Source organism: Streptomyces wedmorensis, from assembly GCF_000716445.1.
Lineage (GTDB): Bacteria > Actinomycetota > Actinomycetes > Streptomycetales > Streptomycetaceae > Streptomyces > Streptomyces wedmorensis.
Map to the genome: position 1 here is coordinate 1 of NZ_JNWK01000163.1, position 1512 is coordinate 1512.

The window sequence follows — 1512 nt, forward strand, 5'->3', positions numbered from 1 at the left end:
ACCGTCACCACCGCCTGGGTGACCCGCGGGTGGGACAGGAGCGCGGCCTCCGTCTCCCCCGGCTCGACCCGGAAGCCCCGGATCTTGATCTGATCGTCGACGCGGCCCTCGTACACCAGCCGCCCCTCCCGGTCGAAGCGCGCCAGGTCGCCGGTGCGGTAGAGACGGCCGCCCAGGGTGGTGCCGATCGGGTCCGGGACGAAGCGGGTGGCGGTGAGGTCGGGCCGGCCGAGGTAGCCGTGAGCGAGGCCGTCACCGGTGAGGTACAGCTCGCCGGTGACGCCCGGCGGGCAGAGGTTCAGGTACGCGTCGAGAACGTAGGCACCCTTGTTGACCAGGGGTGTTCCGATCGGGACGGCCGTCTCCTCCGCGTCCCCGTCATCGAGGGCGTGCGTGGTGGTGAATCCCATGGACTCTGCGGGGCCGTAGCCGTTGACGACCTCGATGCCGGGCTTCAGCCGCTGGAGCTTGCGTACGTGCGCCGGGGAGGCGGCCTCGCCGCCGGTGAAAGCGACGGTGACCGTCTCGAAGGCACCCGGGTGCTCGTCGACGAGGAAGTTGAAGAGGCTCGCCGACAGCTGGAGCATCGTCACCCCGTGACGGCGGGACAACTCGTCGATGAGGACCGGCTCGTCGGCGCCACGCCCAGGTTCTCTCCCGGGAGGTCGGCGAGCTCGTCGGGGGCGCAGACCACGGTCTCCCACGGCCCGTCCACCCGCCCGGCTGCGGCGCGGTCCGCGTCCGTGACGAGGAGGCCGATGCCCGCGTCGGTGGCCGCCGAGCGGAGCCGCTCGTCGGGGAAGTCGGGGTCGAGGAGGGTGTACGCCGCGCCGGTCTTGGTGACCGCGAGGATACACCCGCCATGTCCCCCCGCCCCAGGCCCTGTTCGGCCAGGTGCCGGGCCAGGCGGTTCGCGGACGTGTTGAGTTCGGCGTACGAGATCCTCCGCTCGCCGTCCACCAGAGCCGTGAGCCGTGCGCTCCGGAACCCGCGCCACCTGCTCCTCGAACCGGCCGACCAGCGAACCCTCCCCCGCACCCGGAACCTTGACCCCGGCCCAGGAACCGGTCAGCAGCTCCCGCTCCTCAGGGTCCAGGACCTCCAGGGCGGACAGCGGACGGCCCGGGTCGGCGAGGAGAGGTCGGCAGCGAAGAGGACGGTGGCGCGCAGGCCGTGCTCGTCGTCGGAGCGGAGGAAGAACTCCAGGTCGAACTTGGCGGAGCCGCTGGTGATCTTCTCCATGGGCGCCGACGCGAGTCCGGGGAGCGCGAGCAGCTGGGCGTCGGCGCCGCTCTCCAGGGTCAGGCAGATCTGGAAGAGGGGGTGCCGGGACAGCGTCCGGGTCGGGTTGAGGGCTTCCAGGACCAGGTCGAAGGGCGCCTCCTGATGGGCGAAGGCGTCCAGGTCGGCCGTACGGACCCGGCCCAGGAGCTCACGGAAGCTCGGATCGCCCGAGCTGTCGGTGCGCAGCACCAGCGTGTTCACGAAGAACCCGACCAGACCGCTCAACGC

At 71.7% G+C, this 1512-nt stretch carries 1 pseudogene; it reads right to left on the reverse strand.

The annotated features are described in order from the left end of the window. Positions 1-1512: pseudogene (locus OO54_RS49030) on the reverse strand (AMP-binding protein); the annotation flags it as partial.